Origin of the sequence: Pseudomonas sp. FW300-N2F2, assembly GCF_017351655.1 — a bacterium.
GTDB lineage: Bacteria > Pseudomonadota > Gammaproteobacteria > Pseudomonadales > Pseudomonadaceae > Aquipseudomonas > Aquipseudomonas fluorescens_AA.
Genome location: NZ_JACNDQ010000003.1, coordinates 617,642 through 639,985 on the forward strand (window position 1 = coordinate 617,642; position 22,344 = coordinate 639,985).

Annotated in this window: 16 protein-coding genes; 4 read left to right on the forward strand and 12 right to left on the reverse strand. The window is 62.0% G+C overall.

Annotated features, from left to right (window positions below):
* Positions 1–10: 10 nt before the first annotated feature.
* Positions 11–607 (reverse strand): MarC family protein, encoded by a 597-nt coding sequence (locus J4E63_RS23480; protein WP_060739358.1) that lies wholly within the window; start codon positions 605–607, stop codon positions 11–13.
* Positions 608–833: 226 nt separating this feature from the next.
* On the opposite strand from J4E63_RS23480, the gene J4E63_RS23485 reads away from it, so the two are divergent.
* From J4E63_RS23485 to J4E63_RS23495, 3 genes are all read left to right on the forward strand, one after another.
* Positions 834–1,643 (forward strand): hypothetical protein, encoded by an 810-nt coding sequence (locus J4E63_RS23485; RefSeq protein WP_207283498.1) that lies wholly within the window; start codon positions 834–836, stop codon positions 1,641–1,643.
* Between the two features lie 63 nt (positions 1,644–1,706).
* Entirely contained in the window at positions 1,707–2,432 is a 726-nt protein-coding gene (locus J4E63_RS23490; RefSeq protein WP_207283499.1) for a hypothetical protein, read from the forward strand.
* Positions 2,429–3,109, forward strand: coding sequence for a hypothetical protein (locus J4E63_RS23495; protein ID WP_225613672.1), 681 nt, complete (start codon positions 2,429–2,431; stop codon positions 3,107–3,109). The genes J4E63_RS23490 and J4E63_RS23495 overlap by 4 nt, the downstream gene beginning before the upstream one ends.
* Positions 3,110–3,147: 38 nt before the next feature.
* On the opposite strand, the gene J4E63_RS23500 is transcribed toward J4E63_RS23495, so the two are convergent.
* From J4E63_RS23500 to prmA, 7 genes are all read right to left on the reverse strand, one after another.
* The gene (locus tag J4E63_RS23500; protein ID WP_207283500.1) at positions 3,148–5,922 is read right to left on the reverse strand and encodes a hybrid sensor histidine kinase/response regulator; all 2,775 of its coding nucleotides are present in this window, start codon (positions 5,920–5,922) and stop codon (positions 3,148–3,150) included.
* Between the two features lie 99 nt (positions 5,923–6,021).
* A complete protein-coding gene (gene purD, locus J4E63_RS23505) occupies positions 6,022–7,317 on the reverse strand; it encodes a phosphoribosylamine--glycine ligase (protein WP_092204790.1) in 1,296 nt (431 codons plus the stop codon).
* Positions 7,318–7,471: 154 nt separating this feature from the next.
* Positions 7,472–9,079: a bifunctional phosphoribosylaminoimidazolecarboxamide formyltransferase/IMP cyclohydrolase gene (purH, locus tag J4E63_RS23510; protein WP_060739352.1), complete on the reverse strand. Its 1,608-nt coding sequence runs from the start codon at positions 9,077–9,079 to the stop codon at positions 7,472–7,474.
* Between the two features lie 83 nt (positions 9,080–9,162).
* Positions 9,163–9,483 carry a DNA-binding transcriptional regulator Fis gene (gene fis, locus J4E63_RS23515; RefSeq protein WP_007921650.1) on the reverse strand — a complete coding sequence of 107 codons (321 nt, stop codon included), beginning with the start codon at positions 9,481–9,483 and terminating at the stop codon, positions 9,163–9,165.
* Positions 9,480–10,487, reverse strand: coding sequence for a tRNA dihydrouridine synthase DusB (gene dusB, locus J4E63_RS23520; protein ID WP_207283501.1), 1,008 nt, complete (start codon positions 10,485–10,487; stop codon positions 9,480–9,482). The genes fis and dusB overlap by 4 nt, the downstream gene beginning before the upstream one ends.
* Before the next feature lie 185 nt (positions 10,488–10,672).
* On the reverse strand, positions 10,673–11,911 hold the full coding sequence (locus J4E63_RS23525) for a DUF3426 domain-containing protein (protein WP_207283502.1): 1,239 nt from the start codon (positions 11,909–11,911) through the stop codon (positions 10,673–10,675).
* Between the two features lie 30 nt (positions 11,912–11,941).
* Positions 11,942–12,820 carry a 50S ribosomal protein L11 methyltransferase gene (gene prmA / locus J4E63_RS23530; RefSeq protein WP_013692161.1) on the reverse strand — a complete coding sequence of 293 codons (879 nt, stop codon included), beginning with the start codon at positions 12,818–12,820 and terminating at the stop codon, positions 11,942–11,944.
* Positions 12,821–13,015: 195 nt separating this feature from the next.
* Here prmA and J4E63_RS23535 point away from each other — a divergent pair, with 195 nt between their 5' ends.
* Complete coding sequence (locus J4E63_RS23535; protein WP_207283503.1) at positions 13,016–16,987, forward strand: dermonecrotic toxin domain-containing protein; 3,972 nt, start codon at positions 13,016–13,018, stop codon at positions 16,985–16,987.
* 80 nt (positions 16,988–17,067) lie between these two features.
* On the opposite strand, the gene accC is transcribed toward J4E63_RS23535, so the two are convergent.
* The 4 genes from accC to J4E63_RS23555 form a co-directional block, all read right to left on the reverse strand.
* Entirely contained in the window at positions 17,068–18,423 is a 1,356-nt protein-coding gene (gene accC, locus J4E63_RS23540; protein WP_092204787.1) for an acetyl-CoA carboxylase biotin carboxylase subunit, read from the reverse strand.
* A 17-nt stretch (positions 18,424–18,440) separates the two neighbouring features.
* Positions 18,441–18,905, reverse strand: coding sequence for an acetyl-CoA carboxylase biotin carboxyl carrier protein (gene accB / locus J4E63_RS23545; protein WP_053118072.1), 465 nt, complete (start codon positions 18,903–18,905; stop codon positions 18,441–18,443).
* Positions 18,906–18,929: 24 nt separating this feature from the next.
* A complete protein-coding gene (aroQ, locus tag J4E63_RS23550) occupies positions 18,930–19,385 on the reverse strand; it encodes a type II 3-dehydroquinate dehydratase (RefSeq protein ID WP_072410269.1) in 456 nt (151 codons plus the stop codon).
* Between the two features lie 985 nt (positions 19,386–20,370).
* Positions 20,371–22,317, reverse strand: coding sequence for a methyl-accepting chemotaxis protein (locus tag J4E63_RS23555; protein ID WP_207283504.1), 1,947 nt, complete (start codon positions 22,315–22,317; stop codon positions 20,371–20,373).
* Positions 22,318–22,344 lie beyond the last annotated feature (27 nt).

Consider the following 22,344-nt stretch of genomic DNA (forward strand, 5'->3'; position numbering starts at 1 on the left):
CGTCCTCCTTTTACGGCACCAGGTAGCCCTTCACCCCGGTAAAAATGATCTGCGCCGCCAAGGCGCAGACAAACAGCCCCATCAAGCGGCTGACGATCTGCAGGCCCTGGTCGCCGAGGATCCGTTCGATGCGGCTGGACAGGTAGAGCACGACGCCGACGGTGAAGCTCGCCAGGGCGATGCTGATGATGGCCATGAGTTTGTCGTCCCAGTGCGGCTGGCTCACGCCCATCACCAGCAGGGCGCCGATGGTGCCGGGGCCGACGGTCAACGGAATGGTCAGCGGGACGATGGTCACGTCCTGCTGCACATTGTCGGTCTGCACGGCCGACTTGCCCTGGGCCATGCCCAGGGCCGAAATGAACAGCACGCTGCCGGCGCCGATCCGGAACGCATCCACGGTGATGCCGAACACGCTGAAAATCACTCGCCCGAACAAATACAGCAACACGCTGGAGATCAGCGTCGCCGTCGCGACTTTCCAGGCCAGGCGGCGTTGTTCCTTGCGGGAATAGCCGCGCGTCAGGCCGATGAAGCAGGACAGGACGAAGAAAGGGCTGTAGAGCACCAGCATCTTCAGGTAAACGCTGAACAGCACGTGGAGCATGGTCGGAACTCGCAACGAATGACAATTGACGTGGAGTCTATCAGGCGCCGGGGTGTCTTTGAGGGTTTTAATGTAGTGAAACCCTGGTTTGTTTTTTCTGTTAGTTGTTGGTTGTTGTCCTGGAATTAAGTGCGGTTACAGTTCTGTGCTTGTTACCCTTAAGGTGGATAGGTAAGTATGGCGCTCGGGCCCATGGAGGGCTTTAATTAAATAAGGGACATATTCAATGAATACTAAATTTGATTCGGTTATCACCTTGGCGGACCGACTGGAACGCCTGAATGCCTACGATATATCGCCGGACTATGTAATTGTTTCCCCTCGGATTGCCAGATATAAAACGGCAGGGTTTGACAACGAAATCGAAAAGCCGGACCGCGCTTCGATTGTCGGAGACGCTATCATGTCGTTCGTTTCAGGTATGACGGCGCAAAATCAAGCGGATATCCAGCATTCCTATCTGTTTGCATCGCTGGTTGCCAATAAGAAGTATCCGCGGGATGACGAAGGCGATGAATGGTATAAAACCTTCCTTGATGTCATGCAGAGTTGTGGCTGGACCATTCTGCGGCATTACCACGATAAGGTTGCCGCGTCCGGCAAGAGTTTCAAGATGGATCAACTGGTGTTGAAAATCCTCGGTTCGGCGGTGGCGGCGGCTGCCGTTCCTGGCCCAACCTCATTGCTGATGCTTAAAGTGGCCGGTGATGCGATCGCCGCATTGCAAACCAATGACAAGTCGCTGCGGCTCTTTGACCAGAATATCCAGGAGTCCGGCACCGGGGGCTTTGGTGTGGCGTCCTGTCACGAAACCGCGCACGGTGAAATCCTCATGGCATTAGGCGCCGTGCGCTTCATCAAGCGGACGAACCAGACCAAGGTCCTGTTCGTGGATTGGGATAGCAGTTCGGTAGACCTGTATCGCGGTGAATGTCATATGACCATGGTGCCGACAATTATCAGTGCAACTCGAGAGATGATTGTTGCAAAGCTGGGTGAACGCGCGAAACAAAAAATCGACGAGTACGAGATCTGATTGATTGATCTCCTGGCGACTACCGAGGTAGTCGCCATCCGTTAATGGAATAAGGTAATTGTCATGAAAGATCATTGTTCGGTTTTTATTGATGCCGGTGCTGTTGTCCTGCTGCCCACTGAGCTGATTGGGCAGGACCGGCTCGATATATTGAATTCGATATTGTTTGCCCAGCTGGTAGCCAGTAAAAGATACCCCGCTCTTGCCCGGTCCAGTGACTGGTACTCAGCGTACCGGGAAGTACTGAATAATGGCTGGATGCAAAAGGCCGTGAGTTGGGACAGCTTTACACTCGCTGCCTCATCGAAAACCAACCTGATGGGATGTGTCGAAGAGCGGCTGGGAGAATATGTTGAGCGAACTTTGATTACGCAGGTAACTGATGTATTGAAGCGCGTCGCCCAGTTGTCCAGCACGTTGCCCGCTATTGAATTGCTGCGTGAACATGCCCATCGGCCGAAAAGCCCGGATTCGTCCGAGGCGCCCCATAAAGCACCCGACAGAATCAGGCTGCAAGTCATCCTGGCCCAACAGGGGCCTGTATTGAGTAGCGTCTGCCTGGAGTTTGAGCCCGAGCACGTGACGTCCAACCCTCTTGGACAACTCTTCTCCACCGATCCTGTGGTGGGCAATATTCAATTGCGTTGCTTCAAGGCGAATTTGTCCCAGGCGCTCTATGCGCCCTTCCGTGATGCGATTGTCCACAAGCTGGGGGATAAGGCCGCCAGGAACATCATCGATATTTCCGATGCGGTCGAGCAAGCGCAACCGGAAGCGGGGGCGTTATGACGGATCAAGGGTTTCGATCGGCCGACGGGCAGCGGTTGCGCCTGGATGAGGCATCGAGGGCAGCGGTGGTGGGCGGGAGTATCGTGTCCTTCGACGAGGGTTTGTCCCTCCAAGATCGCGAGGATATCTACCTGAGCAACTTGTACGCGCAGTTGGCAACCCGTTCGGCGTACAAGGACGGTCTGGTCGGTAACTGGTTCGACTATTACAAGAACAAGCTCAGGTACCTGGGGTGGGACTCGGCGCGTCCTGTCAGTGCGGGGCAGGCCGGGCAAGGATTGATGGCCGATAGCGTTTCGCAGCAGATCGCCCGTTCCTTTGGCGCAGGCTATTCGCGGCAGGCCAGCCAGGCGATAGCAACGCTTGGACGAAGCCCTGCTGCGCTCGAGCTGTTTGAACGAACGAGCCTACAGCGCAATACGGGATTCTTCCAGGTGATCCCCTGCGCGGCCAAATCTCGCGGGAAAGTGGAAATCGCGTTGTATCACAAGCAGTTCCGCACCCGCAGGACGGTCTCGGGATTTCTGTTCTGGCCAATGGAGCAAGTGGTGGAAAGCAGCGTGGAGGAAATGGCCGTCGTGACATTCAGCACGCTGCATTACGCAACGTTCAGGCAAAAAGTCGCGGCCGCGGTGATCGCCGAAACGACTCGTCACCTGCATGAGCTGGAAATCTGAACGACGCTACGGGTAGTCGCCGAATGCTCTTCGCGGGTTCAGGGCGTGTGCACGGCCTTGTTCTGCTGGTCGCGCTGGGCCACCCAGTGCTCGATCAACTCGCGCAGTTGCGACAGTTCCACCGGCTTGGCCATGTGCCCGTCCATCCCGGCCTGGCGGGCGCGCTCCTTGTGTTCGGCCAGGATGTGCGCGGTGAGCGCCACCACCGGCGTGCGGGTGCGCTGGTTACCCATTTCCCAGGCTCGTAGCTGCTGGGTGGCGGAAAACCCGTCGAGGATCGGCATTTCGCAGTCCATCAGGACCAGGTCGTAGCGCTGCTCCTTCATGGCCTTGAGGGCTTCCTCGCCGTTGCTGGCGGTGTCGGGTTGCAGGTTGAGCTTGCCGAGCATGCCGCGGATGACCTTGGTGGAAATGCTGTTGTCCTCGGCCACCAGGATGCGGAAATCGCTCGGCACCTTCACCGGAATGGGAGGACCGGCGTTCACCTGCACGTTCGTAGCCTGGCCCCGGTTGCGCTGGTTCAGCTCGTCCGCCAGGGTGGTCTTGAGGGTATAGCCGGCCACCGGTTTGGCGAGGATGCGCTTGACCCCGCTGTTGCGCGCCACGATCTTGCTCGGCGCATTGCTGATACCGGTGAGCATGATCAACAGGATGTCGTGGTTCAGGCTCGGGTCTTCCTTGATCTTGGCCGCCAGTTGCATGCCGGTCATGCCCGGCATGTTCTGGTCCAGCAGCACCACGTCGAAATAATCCCGCAGGTGCGCCTTGGTGCGCAGCAGCGCCAGGGCTTCCTTGCCCGAGGGCACCGCACTGACGTTCAGGCCCCAGGCGCTGCACTGCTGCACCAGCACCTTGCGGCAAGTGTCGTTGTCGTCGACGATCAATACCCGTGCCCCTTGCAGCGGGCCATCGAGGTCGGAAGTCGGGTGTTCGAGGCGATCCGGGTCCAGGGGCAAGGTCAGCCACAAGGTGCTGCCCTGGTTGCTGCCGCTTTTGATGCCGAATTCCCCGTGCATCAGGATGATCAGCTGGCGGGCGATGACCAGCCCCAGGTTGCCGCCCAGGCGCGTGGCCGAGAGGAAGTTCTTGCTGTGCAGCTCGGCGTGCATCAGCGTGTCGCGCTCTTCAGCGTCCATCGGCGTCCCGCTGTCCTGCACGGCGATGCGCAGGCGCGGTTGATGGCTGCGCTCGTCGAGGGCGACGACGATCAGCACTTCGCCCTCGTCGGTCTTCTTCAGGGCGTTTTCCAGCAGGCTCAGCAACGCCTGGCGAAGCCGCGTCGGGTCGCCGCTGATCACCCGCGGCACCTGGGGCTGGATGAAGCTGATCAGCTCGACATTCTGCTGTTCGGCCTTGGCGCGGAAGATGCTCAGGCAATCCTCGATCAGCGCATTGAGGTCGAACTGCACGTCGTCCAGTTCGATCTGCCCGGATTCGAGCCGGGAAATGTCGAGGATCTCGTTGATCAGGGTCAGCAGTTCGTTGCCGGCGCTGTGGATCGTCTGCACGTAGTCGCGTTGCTTGACCGACAGTGGTGTGCCCAGCAGCAGCTCGGTCATGCCCAGCACGCCGTTCATCGGGGTGCGGATCTCATGGCTGATCTTGGCCAGGAACTCGGCCTTGGCATTGATCTCGGCATTGCTCGCCGCCAGGTCGCGGCTGATGCTGAAGCGGCTTTCGTTGATCGAGCGCTGGCGCTCGCCCAGGGCGACACTCATCAACAGGCCGCTGATGCAGATGAAGATCAGCAGGGTGATGATCAAGCCCTGGGGAGGGACTTCCGTGAGCCCTTGCAGCGCCGGAAGAATGATCAGCGTGCCCAGGTTGAAGACCACCATGGCCGCGACGAACAGCCGGGCCGGGCGGTAGCCTTTTTGCCAGTGCCAGGCGCTGACGAACAGCATGCTCAGGCCGGCCAGGGCCACCAGGGCGTAGGTCATGATATTGAGTGGCAGCGTGTTGACGAACAACAGCAGCAGGCTGCACAGCATGACGAACACAATGTCCCCCAGCAGCAACCGGTTCAACGGGTGCGGCCCCAGGGGCGCGAAGAAGCGGTAGGCGAACATCAGGCCGCAGGGCGCCGTCAGCAGCAACGCCAGGTAAGCGCCGGGCGTCTGCACCGCCGGCCAATCGGGCAGCCAGGGCCCGGCCAGGTTCAGCAACAGCACCAGGCTGAGCATCAGCAGCCCTTCACAGGCGGCCAGCCACAGGCAACTGCGGGAACGGGTGTAGGCGTAGCGAGTGAGGTTGTGCAGGATCAGCATGGCGATGCAGCCGAACAGCAGCCCATAGATCAGCGTCTGGTTCTGATCGGCGGCCGCCACGACGGCCGATTGCAACGTGACGTAGGGGCGCAGTTCGTGACGCGAGGCCAGTCGCAGGTAGACGTCCAATGATTTGTCGCTGCGCGGCAGCGGCAACATGAAGTCGCTGCTGGGCACCGCCGGTTCCGTATGCGGCGTGGCATTGCCGCTGACCTGTTGCTCGACCAGGGCGTCGCCGTCCAGCACATAGAGGTTCAGGCGTGACAGGTCGGGGGCGAAGATGCGCAGGATTTGTTCGTGCCTGTCCGGGGCCAGGCGAAAGCGCAGCCACAATGCACCGCCGGGCTCGGCGGCCCTGAGGCGGTCCAGGTCGATGGGGCTGAATTGATTGGTGTAGCGAGCGGAGCGGATGTCGCTCAGCGTCAGGTCGCCCTGTTCATCGAGCAATACCGCCCAGCCACTGCCTGGCGCGGCCTGGGCCGGGAGCATGCAGAGCAGCGTCAGCAGGGTAACGGTAAAGCCTATGGCAATCCTGAGCCAGCGCACGGCGAAATCCCTTCGTAGGTTGATGCCAGATTATAACTATGCGCGGCGCCGGAACAGTCAGGCAAGGGCCGCAGGCCCCTGCCTGGCTGAATGGCCGGGTTATTCCAGATTTTCGCCACGCTCACGGGCAATGGCGCGGTAGCCAATGTCCTTGCGGTAGAAACAACCTTCCCAGTCGATCTCGGCGGCAAGCTTGTAGGCCTGTTGCTGAGCGTCGTCGACACTGGCGCCCAGGGCGGTGGCGCAAAGCACACGACCGCCGGCGGTGACCACTTGCCCATCCTTCAACGCAGTACCCGCATGGAAGACTTTGCCTTCCAGCCGGGCCGCGGCGTCCAGGCCCTGGATTGCGCTACCTTTGGCGTAGTCGCCCGGGTAACCGCCGGCCGCCAATACGACACCGACGCTTGGGCGCGGGTCCCATTGGGCTTCGACCTTGTCCAGGGCCTGGGCCAGCGCGGCCTCGACCAGCAGGACCAGGCTCGATTGCAGGCGCAGCATGACCGGCTGGGTCTCAGGATCGCCGAAACGGCAGTTGAATTCGATGACTTTTGGGTTACCAGCCTTGTCGATCATCAGGCCCGCGTAGAGGAAGCCGGTGTAGACGTTGCCTTCCTCGGCCATGCCGCGCACGGTCGGCCAGATCACCTGGTCCATGACGCGCTGGTGCACCTGGGCGGTCACCACCGGGGCTGGGGAGTAGGCGCCCATGCCGCCGGTATTCGGGCCGCTGTCGCCATCGCCGACACGCTTGTGGTCCTGGCTGGTGGCCATCGGCAGCACGTTCTTGCCATCGACCATGACGATGAAGCTGGCTTCCTCGCCGTCGAGGAACTCTTCGATCACCACGCGGGAACCGGCGTCACCGAAGGCATTGCCAGCGAGCATGTCGCGCACGGCGTCTTCGGCTTCGGCCAGGGTCATGGCAACGATCACGCCTTTACCGGCGGCCAGGCCGTCGGCCTTGATCACGATCGGTGCGCCTTTCTCGCGCAGGTACGCCAGGGCCGGCTCTATTTCGGTGAAGTTCTGGTAGTCGGCGGTCGGGATTTTGTGGCGCGCCAGGAAATCCTTGGTGAACGCTTTCGAGCCTTCCAGCTGCGCGGCGCCAGCGGTCGGGCCGAAGCAGTCCAGGCCACGGGAGCGGAACAGGTCGACCACGCCGGCGACCAGCGGCACTTCCGGGCCGACGATGGTCAGCGAGACGTTCTTCTCGGCGAAGTCGGCCAGTTGCTCCAGGGCCAGCACGTCGATGGCGACGTTTTCGCACTTGGCTTCGATGGCGGTGCCGGCATTGCCCGGGGCCACGAAAACCTTCTGCACACGGGGATCCTGGGCCACTTTCCAGGCCAGGGCGTGTTCGCGGCCACCGCTGCCAATGATCAAAACATTCATTTCAAAAACCTCGGATGACGCTGATTCTGTTGAGCATCGCAGATGCTTTTCTGTGGGAGCGAGCTTGCTCGCGATGGCGGTGTGTCAGCGGACTTCAATGCTGGCTGAGCCGACGCTATCGCGAGCAAGCTCGCTCCCACAGGGGGGCGGTGTATCAGTGACGGAAGTGGCGCATGCCGGTGAACACCATGGCGATGCCGGCTTCGTCGGCAGCGGCGATCACTTCAGCGTCACGCATCGAGCCACCCGGCTGGATCACGGCGGTGATGCCGACCTTGGCCGCGTTGTCGATGCCGTCGCGGAACGGGAAGAACGCATCGGAGGCCATGACCGCGCCCTGTACCTGCAAGCCGGCGTGTTCAGCTTTGATGGCGGCGATGCGGGCCGAGTTCACGCGGCTCATCTGGCCGGCGCCGACACCGATGGTCTGGCGGTTCTTGGCGTAGACGATGGCGTTGGACTTGACGTACTTGGCGACTTTCCAGGCGAAGATCAGGTCGTTGATTTCCTGCTCGCTCGGGGCGCGGCGGGTCACCACTTTCAGGTCTTCGCTGCCGATCATGCCGATGTCACGGCTCTGGACCAGCAGGCCGCCATTGACGCGCTTGTAGTCCCAGGCCGGCGCACGATCGGCCGACCATTGGCCGCAGGCCAGCAGGCGCACGTTGGCCTTGGCGGCAACAATGGCGCGGGCTTCTTCACTGACGGAAGGGGCGATGATCACTTCGACGAACTGGCGCTCGACGATGGCCTTGGCGGTCTCGGCGTCCAGTTCACGGTTGAAGGCGATGATGCCGCCGAAGGCCGACTCGGTGTCGGTGGCGTAGGCCAGTTCGTAGGCCTGGCGGATGCCGCCCTCGGCGTCCGGGCTCACGGCCACGCCGCACGGGTTGGCATGCTTGACGATCACGCAGGCTGGCTTGACGAAGCTCTTCACGCATTCCAGCGCGGCGTCGGTGTCGGCCACGTTGTTGAACGACAGTTCCTTGCCTTGCAGTTGGGTGGCGGTGGCAATGCCGACTTCGGCCGGCTTGGCTTCCACGTAGAACGCCGCGCTCTGGTGCGGGTTCTCGCCGTAGCGCATTTCCTGTGCCTTGACGAACTGGGTGTTGAAGGTGCGCGGGAATTCGCTGCGGCCTTCGGTCGACAGGGTTTCGGCGGCCTGGTTCACGGTGCCCATGTAGTTGGCGATCATGCCGTCGTAGGCGGCAGTGTGTTCGAAGGCCTTGAGCATCAGGTCGAAACGCTGGGCGTAGGTCAGGCCACCGGCCTTGAGGTTCTCCAGCACGCTGGCGTAGTCGCTGGCGTTGACCACTATGGCCACGTCCTTATGGTTCTTGGCCGCCGAGCGGACCATGGTCGGGCCGCCGATGTCGATGTTCTCGATGGCGGTCGGCAGGTCGCAGCCAGGCTTGTTGATGGTGGCTTCGAACGGGTAGAGGTTGACCGCCACCAGGTCGATCGGCTTGATGCCGTGTTCGTTCATGATGGCGTCGTCGATGCCGCGACGGCCCAGGATGCCGCCGTGGATTTTCGGGTGCAGGGTCTTGACCCGACCGTCCATCATTTCCGCAAAACCGGTGTAGTCCGCGACTTCCACTGCGGCGACGCCGTTGTCCTGCAGCAGCTTGAAGGTCCCGCCGGTGGAGAGAATCTCGACGCCCAGCTGTTGCAGCTCGCGGGCGAATTCGAGGATCCCGGTCTTGTCGGAGACGCTGATCAAGGCGCGGCGGATCGGCAGGCGGGTGGTCTGGTCGGTCATTTCAATTTCCATCAAAAGCAAGGGAAGTCAGCAAAAAAGGCGACCGTTTTTTATGCGGGCGCCTTTCTGGTTTGATTGAATGCTTACAGCAGATCGTACTGCTTGAGTTTCTTGCGCAGGGTGCCGCGGTTCAGGCCCAGCAGCTCACTGGCCTTGGTCTGGTTGCCCTTGACGTAGTTCATCACGCTTTCGAGCAGCGGTGCCTCGACTTCGGAAAGCACCAGGTTGTACACATCCGTGACGGCAGCGCCCTCAAGGTGGGCGAAATAATTGTGCAGCGCCTTCTCGACACTCCCGCGAAGGGTCTGACCTTCTTCGCTGGGCGTATTGAGGTGCTGTTTCAAATTCACGTTGTCGCTCACGGGTGCTGTTCCACTCACTAAAGTCTCGGTCATCATCGTCATGCGGCCACCCCTTCGTCCCCTGTCAGGCTCTTGTAACGCTCAGCGAAGAACGCCTGAACGTCGGCGCATTGTGCTTGCGTACCATCCAAACGATTGAAACGGGCGCGAAACTCCCTGGCGCCCGGCAGGGTTGCGAGATACCAGCCCACATGCTTGCGAGCGATGCGTACGCCCATGACTTCTCCGTAGAAGGCATGTAGCGCGGCCAGATGCTCTAGCAGAATACGTTCCACCTCGGACAACTGCAGCGCCGCCAGCTTTTCGCCAGTGCGCAGGTAGTGTTCGATCTCACGAAAAATCCATGGCCGCCCCTGGGCGGCCCGGCCGATCAACAGGCCATCGGCACCGGTCGCGTCCAGCACATACCGGGCCTTCTCGGGCGAGTCGATGTCGCCGTTGGCAAAGACCGGAATCGACACCGCCTGCTTGATCGCGGCGATGGTGTCGTACTCGGCTTCGCCGGTGTACAGGTCGGCACGGGTGCGGCCATGGACCGCCAACGCCGTGATGCCCGCCTGTTCGGCGATCTTCGCCACCACCAGGCCATTCTTGTTCTCCCGGTCCCACCCGGTGCGGATCTTCAGGGTCACCGGCACATCGACCGCGGCCACTACGGCCTGCAGGATCTCGGTGACCAGCGCTTCATCTTTCAACAGTGCCGAGCCTGCGGCCTTGTTGCAGACCTTTTTCGCCGGGCAACCCATGTTGATGTCGATGATCTGCGCCCCCAGCTCGACATTCGCCCGGGCCGCCTCCGCCAGCATCTGGGCGTCGCCACCGGCGATCTGTACCGAGCGGGGCTCGGGATCGCCTTCGTGGATCATGCGCAGACGCGATTTGCGGGTGTTCCACAAACTCATGTCGCTGGTGACCATTTCCGACACCACCAGTCCTGCGCCCAAGCGTTTGCACAACTGACGAAAGGGCTGGTCGGTGACGCCCGCCATAGGGGCGAGAACCAGGCCGTTCTGCAATGTATATGGGCCGATGCGTACCGCCGACATAGGACTTCCCTGAAGTGGGGCCGGATCATGAGACTTCGAAAAAGGGTTGGCATGATACCCGCTCTCGATGACTGGATAAAGATCGAATTGGATAAAATCTGAACAGCTATTTTGTTATCGCCAGCGGTTTGGTCTGGGTGGGGTCAGTCAGAAAGCTGCCGTCAATTGGCCGACCCTGGCCGGTTTCATTCGGGGGAATGAAAGCTCAAGCTGTAGTTCACCGCCTTGGGACCCGGATCCAGGATATCCAGCGCGATGTGGATGGGCGTTTGCGGCGGCATTTCGCCGCGGCCCTCGAGATCGCCGCCCAGGTACTCCCCGGGCTTGAAGCGACGGCTGGCGATCAGGTGCCCGTTGAGGTCGGCAAAGCGCAGCTCCAGCAACGGAAAAGGTTGGGAGAAGGGCGCACGGTTGTAGATGATCGCGTCCACCACCAGGGCGCCGCTGAACTCCGGATGGCTGCGCACCACCAGGTTGCTGCTTTTGATCTTGGCGATGTCGACCTTGGACGGTACGTCGCAACCGATGGTCGGGCAGATTTGCAGGAACCACGGCCGGTACTGGTCCTGGCGGGCCAGTTCTTCGAAATGGTAGGCGATGTACTGGCCACCCAGGGCTGCGGCGGCGAGCAGGATCAGCAGGGCCCACAACAGGCGTCGGCCCCAGGGCGAGCGGCGTTTGCGCCAGTCCAGTTGCAGCGGGTCGTCGTCGAGGTCGTGGAGGGCCTCGGCGCGTATCCCCGGCTCCTGGCGTTCCCGTGACTTGCGCAGTGGCAGCGGTCGCTCGGGCTCATCGTCGTGGTCGTGGTCGTGGTCATCGGTGGCGGACAGGCGCTCGAGGTGTTCGTCGGGCTCGTCTTCCGGCGCGAGGTGGAGCGGGGCGGCCGGCTCGTCGTCCGGTTCCAGCGGTTCGAGGGCCAGGGACAGGGACGGCTCGGTACGCGGCGGTCGCGCCGGTTCGTGGGGTTCGAACGGTTCGAAGGGGGTATCGAGGACGGTTTCGACGCGCTCGTTCGAGGTTTCGCTGTACAGGCTATCGGGCCAGGTTTGCTGTTCGCTGGAGAGCGAATCGCGTTGCGCGCTCAGGTTGTCTTCCCGGCGCCGGCCGGCATTGCCCGGGGCGCGATTGTCGCGGCGCTCCAGGCGCGCCAGTTCCTTGTCCAGGTCATCCAGATCCAGCTCGGCGGCGCTCCACTGTTTCTGGCTGATAGCCCGGGGCGGGGCTTCGGCGGCCGGCTTGGCGGGTGGCGCGACGGCAGGTACCGCTTGCTTGGCTGTGCGTTGTTCCAGCAACTGTTGTGCGGCATTGAACACCTGCAGGCACGAGCCGCAACGAACCACCCCGCGGGCCACGCTCAATTGAGCATGGCTGACGCGAAAACGGGTTTGGCAATGCGGGCACTGGGTGACGAAGCTGTCAGTCATGCGGCAATCCGGTGGATACAGGCGCTCATTCTAGCGCCGACGTCCGGTGATGCGCACCCAGCCATCGCGATTGGCGATCGGGTCCAGGTCAAAGTCCGCGGCATAAGCGGCGGCGACTTCTTCACCTTGTTCGGCGAGGATGCCCGACAGCGCCAGGCGTCCGCCCGGCTTGACCAGGCTCGACAGTTGCGGCGCCAGGGATACCAGCGGGCCGGCCAGGATGTTGGCCACCAGCACATCGGCCTGGACTTGTGGCAAGTCCTGGGGCAAATACAGCGGGAACAGGGCTTCGGCGATGTTGTTGCGCCCGGCGTTGTCGCGGGAGGCTTCCAGGGCCTGGACGTCGATGTCGGTGCCGACCGCTTCCCGGGCGCCCAGCAGGAGCGCGGCAATCGCCAGGATCCCCGAGCCGCAGCCAAAGTCCAGTACGTTGCAGCCCTTCAGGTCCTGGCCGTCGAGCCATTCCAGGCACAGCGCGGTGGTCGGGTGGGTGCCGGTGCCGAACGCCAGGCCCGGGTCCAGCAGCAGGTTGACCGCGTCCGGCTCTGGCGCGGCATGCCAGCTAGGGACGATCCACAGGCGCTGGCCGAAACGCATCGGCTGGAAGTTGTCCATCCAGCTGCGTTCCCAATCCTGATCCTCGATCACTTCACTGTGATGCTCGGGCAGCGGGCTGCCGGTCAGCAGTTCGAGGTGGGCCAGCACGCTGGCCGCCTCGGTGCCGCCTTCGAACAGGGCCAGCAGGTGGGTGTGGGACCACAGCGGGGTGGTATTGAGCTCCGGCTCGAAGATCGGCTGGTCTTCGGCGTCCATGAAGGTTACCGATACAGCGCCTACTTCAAGAAACGCGTCTTCGTAGGTTTCGGCTTGTTCCGGGCTGATGGCCAGGCGTACTTGCAGCCAAGGCATGGCGGGCACCTTTGAAAAAATCCACAGGGGGCAGCGCAGGGCTGCAAAGGCGCGCAGTGTACGCCAGGTCGCCGCCAAAGTGGATAAGCGAGTCTCGCGTCGTCGGGGCGGTGTTTCGATATATATATATATGTATGCCATGGGCATGTCGCAGGGCGGATAAGGTGCCGGTCCACACAGCAGGGAGGATTGTGTATGGACATCATTGCCGGACGGCAAGGCAACATGGAGCGCACGGGGTCGGTCGATTCCCCGCCGGTGGCGACCGCACAGGCGACCCTGGAGAAACTGACACGTTGGCAGGAGGCGATCGAGGCGCGACTGCACACCCAGATGAGCCTGCTGGAGGTGCTGGAAGAATACTTGCTCGTCGAGCTGCGCACCTACCATTACCAAGGCAACATCGATCCACACTTCCTGGGCACGCTGCTCGATGCCGTGCTGCTGCGCATGATCGACCAGGCACCTTTGGTGTATGACCAGGAGCAGGACGCGCCCTACCGTTGGCCCGACGGGCCAGACTTGGGTTTTGCGGCCGAGCGCCGGGCATTCGTTGTCCAGGCGGTGGAGGGCGTGGCCTCAAGGTTCGTCGATCACTACAAGGACTATCTGCGGCGGCATTGGCGAATGCCGGCGCACGATGCCTCCCTTGAAGACGTGGTCAGGCAAAAACTGGATGGGCACAGGGTCGCGGTCGACGAGCTGTTTCGGCCTGACCGTCTGGTTGGCCTGGGTGTCGATGAGTTGCGAGAGCAGATCGAAGCACTCCAGGACGCCTGGCGCGGGACGAGTCGCTTGACCGCCTTGGCAACCACGGCCGAGCGCCGGGACCTTGGCGCGTTGGCGCGATTGCAATTGCCGCATTGGCTGCGGGTGCTGAGCCCTCCAGATCGTGAATTGTTGCGGGCTTTCGAGAGCCAGGCCGCGCTGGCGCAGGCGGCGGTGGATGAGCGGGTCGATGGCCTGGGCTCGCTGCGGGCCTTCGCTCGGCAATTGGCCAGGGACTATGTCAGGCACGAGTTGGACATGGAGGTCGAGCCGGACAGCATTCGTGTGCAGGTGCAGTGGCGAACGGTCGTTGGTCAGCCCATACGCACCTACAGCCTGAGTGAGCTGGTGGCGGCAGGCTCGGTCCGGCCGGACGCGGTGTCGGTGTTCCTGGTGGAGAACGGCGGCATGCTCCGTAACCAGCCTCTTTCACTGGCCTTCATTGCGCAGTTGTTGGCCAGCGTCGACGCGCCTGCCGGGTACTTGCCAGCCTTGGCCGAGCGGTATGAGAGGGGGGACCTGAAGGACGCCATGCTCGATTGGTTTGTGGCGCGGTTGCAGCACAGTGCGTTTGTCGCCCGTTGTGCAGGCCAGTTGTCGGTGACCAGCCATGACCACCTTGCAGCCCTCTGGGAAAGCGACATTGCAACGCCAGTCGCCGGCGGGTTGCGTGTCGCCAGCCTGATGCTTCCCCATGGCCTGAAGTGTGCCGATCTCCTGGTGTTTTATCGTGAAGACGTGGGCGGTGCTGTCAGTGGCCTGCTGCTGTTTGCCCCCGGCAAACCCGATGGCCAGGAATGGATCGAATTGCCCTCGCTGCGGGCCCTGAGCGGCGAAGTCGGGGCCTGGACCCAACACGAGGCCGGTCGCGAATACCTGTTGCAGCAACTCTCGCCGACTGATCGTGGACAGGCCCGGGCGTACTTTGCCCGCGTGATGGAAAAACCGGTTTCCTGGGATCTGGAACAAGACCTCAGGGGCATGCAGGCAAGTTTCAGGACCTGTCTGCAAAATGCTGTCTCGACCGGCCTGGCCAATAACCTGGCACACGTGGAGCTGAATGAGTCGCCTCGCTGGTACTCGGCATTGCCGCTCGAGTCCCGGCGCAACATCAGCGGTTTGAGCCAGGAGTTTTTGGTTCAGCAGCAAGTATTCGATGAGCAGTTCGTAGGCTATGAAGTGTTCATGGACTTCGCCAAGCGTACCTTCGCCGACATGATCGCGCCCTACATGCGCAGCAAGGGGGTGCTTGAGGCAGTCGATCCGGCCACGGTCTTCATCGACTACAGTCCGGGGCTGGCCGCCGAGAAAAAAACCACCAGCCTGTTGGACCTGGCCATCTACGGATACGAGCGCAACGCGGACATCGACGACCCCGCCAAGGGCGTGCGTTCTTCTGTCGGGCAGGATTTGGCGCAGGTTCGCAGTGCCGATCTGGCGTCCTATATTCGCGTGGCCTACTTGGGTGAGCGATATGCCAGGCACATCCGTGCTGGATTCCTCGACGCCACGGCGCCCGAGTATGCAAATCGCCGCGAGGCTTACTGCTACATGCTGTTGGCCAGGATGGACCGCGACCTGCGTGTGGCCTACGGCAAGTCGCTGTTGAGCGCCGAAGCGTTCCAGTGGCTCACCCGGCAAGTGACGCTATTGAGCGATGGGCGACCTGCAAACAGCGCCACGTACCCCGGTGTCGCCGTGACGCGTGAAGGCGTGATCAAGCTGACCGTCGCCGGCCATGTGGTGTTGGGCGTCTACGTGTTCACCTACTTCGATCCGAAGGCCTCTTACTGGTTGTACACACCCGACGCGCCGGACGGCATCCTGTTTCGCCCGTACCTGGCGTTTTCCGGGAGCATCGCCGCGCAATTGCACGATTACGTACTGGAGCGGGTCGCACTCGTGGCGCGTGCCGCCGTGGGGCGGACACTGGTGGGGCTGGCGGCCGGGACCACTCGTGTCGACACATTGCGTGAACTCAATCGGTTGATTGATATCCGTGCCGAGTTCGATGCCGGCATCGAGCGCGCTGTCACCGATGTGGAGGACATCACCACCAGTCGTGCCGAAATGATCCGCAACCAGGTATTCCAGGGCCTGGTCTTCGCCGCCGTTCCGGTGTGCATGGTTTATCCGCCCTTTGCCTTGTTGCTGGACGTTGGCTTGATTGCCGTCAGCGCCAGGCAGGCCGTCCAGAGACACGTGGAAGGCGACACGGAGGGCGCGCTCGGTCACTGGCTGATCGCGACTTGGGGGGGGCTGTTCGCCACTCTCGGCGCCGCCAGCATGGCCACGGCACTGGGGCACGTGGCCAGGCACTTGCAGCACGCAGTGAAGCCCTTGTCATTGTCTGCGCAACGCTTGAGACATGCGTCATCGGTGGTCGCCAAAGAGTCCGGGCCGCTGGTTCCGGCCATTCGCCTCAAGCCGCAGCAGGCGGTCGGCAAAACACCAGGGAATCTGCAGTTGGTGACGGAGGAGGGGATTTTTTTCGGCACCTATCGCAGCCCGCCCAGTGCTTCGCAACCGCGGAGCACTTACTACATCGCGAGCGGGGGCAGGTACTACCAGGTGAAGAGGGACCCTTACTTTGGCGGCCTGTGCCTGGTGGATGCCCGGCGTCCCGGCGCTATTTACAAATTGCCCATCCGCAGGATGGCGAATGGCAAGTGGACCCATAACAAAGTCGGGTTGAGCGGGGGCAATGATGAGGTGCGAAACCTGGGGCGCATAGGCGATTTGCGCGAGGCGTTCCCCGGGCATGTCTTCCCTGACGTGACCAGGGGCGCGTTGCAGGGCGAGGCCGTGGTGACGAGGTTCAGCGAGGCGGCGGACAACTACCTGTTCTCGCTCAATGCACAGACGTGCGTGATCGCTTCGTTGTACAACCCGACCACCCGGGTCGGGGCGGTCATTCATTTCGATCACAACATCCGCGCGCTGATCGAGCGAAGTGTCCGGGATGTGATGCGGCGCCTGGGGGGATCGGCCAAGGATGTTCGTGCCACCCTGGTCGGCGGGGACTGGTTGACGGGGGCTGACATCGGCGAGCCGGTCAGGCAGGTGATGAGGAAGCACGGGCTGCGACCGACCTGGGATCACTGGTCGTATTCTTCCTGCCTGGGCAATAACTATGGCGTGTCACTGGATCTGCGCACGGGTGTCACGTCGGTATTCAAGACGTCCGGCAGCCAGGTCGAACGCTTTTACATACCCGTCCTGGCGCGAGCGAAGAACAACACTGACCCGGTGTCCATGCGAGCTCGCGGATTCATGGCGCGCATGCGCAGCGACATCCTGGTCGAAAATGCCAACGGCGTCGTGCTCACCCAGCAGGGGAGGCGGGCGAATGCTGCGAAGGTCGAATCACACGCGTATTCCATGGTGGAGTTGAAGTGATCCGTCACTTGCCCTTTTGAGGCTCGCGCAAAAAAAGACCCCGGCCAATGGACCGGGGTCTTTTTACATCACGTGAAGCATCAGTGCTGGTTGCCCAGCTTGTGCTCCAGGTAATGGATGTTGACGCCGCCTTTGCAGAAGCCTTCGTCACGTACGAGATCGCGGTGCAGCGGGATGTTGGTCTTGATCCCGTCTACCACGATTTCGTCCAGCGCATTGCGCATGCGCGCCATGGCTTCGTCACGGGTCGCCCCGTAGGTGATCAGCTTGCCGATCAGCGAATCGTAGTTCGGCGGAACGGCATAACCGCTGTACAGGTGCGAATCGACGCGAACGCCATTGCCGCCCGGGGCATGGAAATGCTTGACCGTGCCTGGGCTTGGCATGAAGGTTTTCGGGTCTTCGGCGTTGATCCGGCATTCCAGCGCGTGACCGCGGATGACCACGTCATCCTGGGTGAACGACAGCTTGTTGCCGGCGGCGATGCTGAGCATCTCCTTGACGATATCGATACCGGTGACCATTTCCGAAACCGGGTGCTCCACCTGAACACGGGTGTTCATTTCGATGAAGTAGAAACGACCGTTCTCGTAGAGGAACTCGAAGGTACCGGCGCCGCGATAGCCGATGTCGATACACGCCTTGACGCAACGTGCCAGGACTTCCTCGCGCGCTTTCTCGTCGATGCCCGGTGCCGGCGCTTCTTCGAGGACCTTCTGGTGACGACGTTGCAACGAGCAGTCGCGGTCGCCCAGATGGATGGCCTGGCCCTGACCGTCGGACAGCACCTGGACTTCGACGTGACGCGGGTTGGTCAGGAATTTTTCCAGGTAGACCATCGGGTTGCCGAACGCCGCGCCAGCTTCGGAGCGGGTCAGTTTCGCCGAGGAAATCAGGTCTTCTTCCTTGTGTACCACGCGCATGCCGCGACCACCGCCGCCGCCAGCGGCCTTGATGATCACCGGATAACCGACTTCGCGACCGATGCGCAAAGCGGTTTCTTCGTCTTCAGGCAGCGGGCCGTCGGAACCCGGAACGGTCGGTACACCAGCAGCGATCATGGCGTGCTTGGCCGAAACCTTGTCGCCCATCAGGCGGATGGTGTCGGCTTTCGGACCAATGAAGGCAAAACCGGAGTTTTCCACCTGTTCGGCGAAGTCGGCGTTTTCCGCCAGGAAACCGTAGCCCGGGTGAATGGCGGTGGCGCCGGTCACTTCGGCAGCGGCGATGATCGCCGGGATGTGCAGGTAGGAGTGCGCAGCCGACGCCGGACCGATGCAGACGGATTCGTCCGCCAGGCCCAGGTGCATCAGTTCTTTGTCGGCCTTGGAGTAAACGGCGACGGTCTTGATGCCCATCTCTTTGCAGGCACGCAGAATCCGCAGGGCGATCTCACCGCGGTTAGCGATCAGAACTTTTTCCAACTTCGCAGTCATCAAAGGCTCTCCGCGGTTCAAACGATGGTGAACAGCGGTTGGTCGTACTCAACCGGCTGGCCGTCTTCGACGAGGATGGATTCGATCACACCGCTGGTTTCAGCTTCGATGTGGTTCATCATCTTCATGGCTTCGACGATGCACAGGGTGTCGCCTTTCTTCACGGTCTGGCCGACTTCAACGAAGGACGGCGAGGATGGCGAAGACTTGCGATAGAACGTGCCCACCATTGGCGAACGAGCGACAGTGCCGTTCAGCGTCGGTGCCGCCGGTGCGGCTGGTGCTGCGGCGGCAACCGGGGCTGCTGCTGGAGCAGGCGCGGCGGCCGGAGCCTGCATCGGGGCCGGTGCATAGAACTGTTGGGCCGGGGTCTTGCTGTGGCGGCTGATGCGTACGGACTCTTCGCCTTCCTTGATCTCAAGCTCGTCGATGCCGGACTCTTCCAGCAATTCGATCAATTTCTTAACTTTACGGATATCCATGAATCATCAACTCCCAAGGGTCGGTCAGGGGCGTATAGCTTGTTGTTCAAGCTGCTCTAGGGCGGCCTCCAGGGCCAGTCGGTAACCGCTGGCGCCAAGGCCGCAGATCACTCCCACTGCTACATCGGAGAAGTAGGAGTGATGGCGGAAAGGTTCGCGTTTGTGCACGTTGGACAAGTGCACTTCGATGAATGGGATGCTCACCGCCAGCAGCGCGTCACGTAATGCGACACTTGTATGTGTAAAAGCTGCTGGATTGATCAAAATGAAATCCACGCCTTCGCCACGCGCGGCATGGATGCGGTCGATCAGTTCATATTCGGCGTTGCTTTGCAGATAGAGCAAATGATGGCCGGCGTTGCGGGCCCGCTGCTCCAGGTCCTGGTTGATCTGGGCCAGTGTCACGGCGCCGTAGACGCCCGGTTCACGGGTGCCCAGCAGGTTCAGGTTGGGTCCGTGCAGGACCAATAGGGTCGCCATCTGCTGTTCCTTGTTATCTGTGAGCAGTTATCAGAACCCGGCGACTATGCCGCAAAGCCTTAATGACTGTCCAGTTCTCGGCAATAGCCAGCACGATGAGCGATGTTTGCGCGAAATTTGTGACCCAGGTCTCTGATCCGGTCATGCGGTCACAAACCGCACCCCCGTGGCAGCATCGATTCCAGGGCTCCGCGAATCAATGTGGGAGCGAGCTTGCTCGCGATGACGGCGGCACATCCAACCTCGATGCAAGCTGACCCACCGCTATCGCGAGCAAGCTCGCTCCCACAGGGAAGTTGTGGTGACCGCCGGACTTGTGGGCGCCCGAGATCCAGTGTGGGAGCGAGCTTGCTCGCGATGACGGTGGCACATCCAGCATCGATGCAAGCTGACCCACCGCTATCGCGAGCAAGCTCGCTCCCACAGGGAAGTTGTGGTGACCGCCGGACTTGTGGGCGGCCGAGATCCAGTGTGGGAGCGAGCTTGCTCGCGATGACGGTGGCACATCCAGCATCGATGCAAGCTGACCCACTGCTATCGCGAGCAAGCTCGCTCCCACAGGGAAGTTGTGGTGACCGCCGGACTTGTGGGCGGCCGAGATCCAGTGTGGGAGCGAGCTTGCTCGCGATGACGGTGGCACATCCAACCTCGATGCAAGCTGACCCACTGCTATCGCGAGCAAGCTCGCTCCCACAGGGAAGTTGTGGTGACCGCCGGACTTGTGGGCGGCCGAGATCCAGTGTGGGAGCGAGCTTGCTCGCGATGACGGTGGCATATCCAGCATCGATGCAAGCTGACCCACTGCTATCGCGAGCAAGCTCGCTCCCACAGGGGATTTGCGGTGAGCATCAATTCCCGGGCCTCCCGAATCAATGTGGGAGCGAGCTTGCTCGCGATGACGGCGGCACATCCAGCATCGATGCAAGCTGACCCACCGCTATCGCGAGCAGGCTCGCTCCCACAGTGATTCATGCAGTCTGTGGCGCTAAACCCGAAATGCCTGCACGGCGGTGTGCAAACGTCCGCCCAGCACCAGGAGATTGTCACCCTGTTCCCGGCCCTCGCCGATGCGCAGCAGGTTGTCTGCGCCCAGTTGGTGAATCCGCTCGCTGTGATCGCGGATTTCGCTGACGGCGCCGCTTTGCTGGGCGGTGACGTCGGCGATGCGTACCGCCGTGTCGGAGATGGTCTGGATGGCACCGACGATCTCATCCAGCGCACCGTCGGCCGCTTGCGCCTGGTTGGCGGTGGCTTCGGCGTGTTCGACCTGGGCGCGCATGCCGTCCACCGATTGGCGCGCGGCCAGTTGCAGGCGGGCGATCAGTGTCTGGATTTCGGCAGTGGCGCCGGCCGTGCGCTGGGCCAGGGAGCGAACTTCCTCGGCCACCACCGCAAAGCCCCTGCCCATTTCCCCGGCGCGAGCCGCTTCGATGGCCGCGTTGAGCGCCAGCAGGTTGGTCTGGTCGGCAATCGAGCGAATCACCGTCAGCACGCCGCCGATGGTGGCCGATTCCTCGGCCAGTTGCTCGATCATCTGCGCGTTGCCTTGCACTTCCCCCACCAACGCATGCAGGCCCGTGAGGCTCAGGCCGATGACTTTCTGCCCTTGCTCCACCGCTTGCCCGGCGCTGCGGCTGGCGTCTGCGGCCTGGCTGGCATCGCCGGCCACTTGCTGGATGGTCGCTTCCAGCTCGCTGAGGGAATCACGGATCAGCGCCGTATCGTCGGCCTGATCCTCCGCACCACTGTGCAGTTCGCCGCTCAGCTCGGCCAGGGTCCGGCTGCTGCCGGCGACCTGTTCGGCGTTCACTCGAATAGTGCCCACCAGGTCCACCAGGTAAGCGCGCAGGCGATTGAGCGAAGCCTCGATGTCCTGCATTTCGCGGTTGCTGGCGCCTACGTGGATGTCTCGGCTGAAGTCCCCCTCGGCCCAGGTCGACAGGGCTGGAGCCAGGTGCGTCAAGGTGCGGGCCAGGCGCCGCTGCAAGGTGTCGATGAGCAGCGCGATCAGCAGGATCAGGCCGATCATCACCCCCTGGATCATGCGAACCTCCCCCTGGATCTGCCCATGCTGCGCCCGTACCGCCGGTTCCAGGGTATCGATCGCCGTTTGCACGTCGGCGATCTTCAGGTGCGTGGCATTGCTCAGCTCGGTGCGTTTCTGGATCTGTTCGCGGGTGCGGGTCAATTCCGCCGGGTAACGGCCGAGCAGGCTGTTGAGTTCGCGCTTGAGGGCGATGCCCGCATCTTCGGCGGCGGTTTTTTCCTGGGTCTCCAGGCCCATCAGCGCGGCGAAATCATCGCTGCCCGATTCACTGCTGGCGGTGACACCCAGCAGGGGCAGGCTGTCGAGGCGTTCGGCCTCGACACGGATGCTCGCCAGTTCCCGTTCGACATCGGCGGCCAATTCACTACGGCCGCTGCTGACCAGTTTGTCCCGCGTGAGGGACAACCGGCCCAGGTGCTGCGCAGCGGAAAACAACGGGGGCAGGTAGGCCGGGACGCCGTTGGCGTATTGGGCCAGTTGATCGAGGCTGGCGCTCAGTTCACGCTCGGCTTGCAACAACAAGGCCTGCGGATCGCCAGCCAGTTTGCCGGCGGCCAGCAGATCGGTCTTGCTGAAGCCGTCGAGGTTCGACAGGCTCGGACGCAGGGTCTTGGCCAGCTCCGGGGGAAACTGGTCGAGGTCTTTCTGCAGCGTCTCCAAGGCCTGGGTGGCCGCGCTCAGGCGCAAGGCGTCGCCGCTGGCCAGGTAGTCCTCGATGTTGCGCGCCACTTCGCCCTGGAATTGCCGCGACAGGCCCAGGTAGCGCTCCATCAGCAAGTAGGGCCGTTCCAGGGCGATCTGCGACCACCACAAGGTGACCCCGAGGCCCAGGCATACGGCAACTAAAAGAACGGTGTTGAGATTGGTCAGCAGCTTCAGGCGCATCAAGGGTCTACCGAGGGCAGAATCGTA

Coding starts and splice junctions, on each gene's coding strand:
- accB (WP_053118072.1), bottom strand. CDS start 18,905: ATGGATATCCGTAAAGTTAAGAAATTGATCGAATTGCTGGAAGAGTCC.
- J4E63_RS23480 (WP_060739358.1), bottom strand. CDS start 607: ATGCTCCACGTGCTGTTCAGCGTTTACCTGAAGATGCTGGTGCTCTAC.
- purH (WP_060739352.1), bottom strand. CDS start 9,079: ATGACCGACCAGACCACCCGCCTGCCGATCCGCCGCGCCTTGATCAGC.
- J4E63_RS23495 (WP_225613672.1), top strand. CDS start 2,429: ATGACGGATCAAGGGTTTCGATCGGCCGACGGGCAGCGGTTGCGCCTG.
- accC (WP_092204787.1), bottom strand. CDS start 18,423: ATGACTGCGAAGTTGGAAAAAGTTCTGATCGCTAACCGCGGTGAGATC.
- purD (WP_092204790.1), bottom strand. CDS start 7,317: ATGAATGTTTTGATCATTGGCAGCGGTGGCCGCGAACACGCCCTGGCC.
- prmA (WP_013692161.1), bottom strand. CDS start 12,820: ATGCCTTGGCTGCAAGTACGCCTGGCCATCAGCCCGGAACAAGCCGAA.
- J4E63_RS23485 (WP_207283498.1), top strand. CDS start 834: ATGAATACTAAATTTGATTCGGTTATCACCTTGGCGGACCGACTGGAA.
- aroQ (WP_072410269.1), bottom strand. CDS start 19,385: ATGGCGACCCTATTGGTCCTGCACGGACCCAACCTGAACCTGCTGGGC.
- fis (WP_007921650.1), bottom strand. CDS start 9,483: ATGACGATGATGACCGAGACTTTAGTGAGTGGAACAGCACCCGTGAGC.
- dusB (WP_207283501.1), bottom strand. CDS start 10,487: ATGTCGGCGGTACGCATCGGCCCATATACATTGCAGAACGGCCTGGTT.
- J4E63_RS23525 (WP_207283502.1), bottom strand. CDS start 11,911: ATGACTGACAGCTTCGTCACCCAGTGCCCGCATTGCCAAACCCGTTTT.
- J4E63_RS23535 (WP_207283503.1), top strand. CDS start 13,016: ATGGACATCATTGCCGGACGGCAAGGCAACATGGAGCGCACGGGGTCG.
- J4E63_RS23555 (WP_207283504.1), bottom strand. CDS start 22,317: ATGCGCCTGAAGCTGCTGACCAATCTCAACACCGTTCTTTTAGTTGCC.
- J4E63_RS23490 (WP_207283499.1), top strand. CDS start 1,707: ATGAAAGATCATTGTTCGGTTTTTATTGATGCCGGTGCTGTTGTCCTG.